Source organism: Mesorhizobium sp. M0938, from assembly GCF_040319125.1.
Lineage (GTDB): Bacteria > Pseudomonadota > Alphaproteobacteria > Rhizobiales > Rhizobiaceae > Mesorhizobium > Mesorhizobium robiniae.
This window is the reverse complement of sequence record NZ_JAMYNS010000051.1, coordinates 1-1,407: the sequence shown is the minus strand read 5'-3', so window position 1 is coordinate 1,407 and position 1,407 is coordinate 1. Positions and strand designations below refer to the sequence as shown.

General features: G+C 61.5%; 1 protein-coding gene. It reads right to left on the bottom strand.

Going from position 1 to position 1,407, the window contains the following annotated elements; genetic code table 11:
• Positions 1-114 precede the first annotated feature (114 nt).
• Positions 115-1,262 (bottom strand): IS3 family transposase gene (locus tag NKH73_RS32500; protein WP_352939597.1). Its coding sequence is split into 2 segments (ribosomal slippage): positions 115-1,013 and positions 1,013-1,262, totalling 1,149 coding nucleotides; the frame shifts between segments, so codons are not numbered across the junction.
• Between the last annotated feature and the right edge of the window lie 145 nt (positions 1,263-1,407).

Here is a 1,407-nt window from a genome sequence, read left to right as displayed (position 1 = left end):
TTTCTTGCAAGCGCGGGGGCCAGGCACATCACCGGCGTCGCTATTCCAATAGATGGCGGGGTCACTGCAGGTTAGGAGGGATTCTGGCCTGCTGCCGGTTTTTCGGACACGAGGTTAAGCTAGCATAGCTTGTTCCTCGAACTCGACGGGGCTTAGATAGCCCAGCGTCGAGTGCCTTCGCCGAGGGTTATAGGAGCGCTCGATATAATCGAACACATCCGCCCTCGCGGCATCTCTCGTCCTGTAGACCTTGCGGGCTGTCCGCTCGGTCTTGAGCGACGAGAAGAAGCTCTCCATCGCAGCGTTGTCCCAGACGTTGCCCGACCGGCTCATTGAACAGGTGATGCCGTGGTCGGCCATCAGTCGCTGGAACTGCTCGCTCGTGTATTGCGATCCCTGGTCGGAATGATGCAGCAGGCTGTCGGGCTTGCCTCGGCGCCAGATCGCCATGATGAGTGCATCGGTGACGAGCTGGGCCGTCATCTCGGCCTTCATCGCCCAGCCGACGACACGGCGGGAGAACAGATCGACTACGGCTGCAACGTAGATCCATCCTTCCGCAGTCCAGACGTAGGTGAAGTCGGCGACCCACTTCTGGTTCGGGGCCGACGCCTCGAAGGCGCGATCGAGGAGGTTGTCCGACACGGCGGCTCGCTCGCCGGTATCCTTCGGTAGTCCGCGCCGGCGTGGACGTGCCCGGAGGCCATTCTCCTGCATGAGGCGTTCGATGCGATGCAGTCCGCAGGAAAGCCCCTCTGCCAGAACGTCGTGCCAGACCCGACGCGCGCCGTAGGTGCGGTCGCTGCTCTTGAAGCTTCGGTCGATCCTGGAAACGAGGATCTCGTCATGCTGGGAGCGAACGCTAGGGCTGCGGTTGAGCCAGGCATGGAAGCCCGAGCGGGACACGTCCAGCGCACTGCACAGCCATGCCACCGGCCAGATGCCCCGGTGCCTCGCGATGAAAGCGAACCTCATGTCACTTCCCTCGCGAAGTAGGCTGCGGCCTTTTTTAGGATGTCGCGCTCCGCCTTCAGCTTCGCCACTTCCTTGCGCAGCCGGTCGATCTCCTGCTGCTCTGGCTTCATCTGCCCATGACCGGGAAACGCATGCTGCGGATCGGTCGACAGCTCGCGCACCCATTTGCGGAGCACATTCTCGTGGAGATCGAGGTCGCGGGCCGCTTGCGCCACCGCCACGCCTCGATCCTTCACCAGCCTCACTGCCTCAAGCTTGAACTCGCGGCTGAACTTCCTTCTCTGCATTTCCACTCTCCAGTTCCGTTAAACACCTTATCTCGGTGTCCACGAAACCGGCAGCAGGCCATTCTTGGGTAATCGGCTAGAAGGTAAGGTTGCCATCGTCACCGGCGGCAATCAAGGCATAGGGCGAGCAATTGCTGAGAAGCTC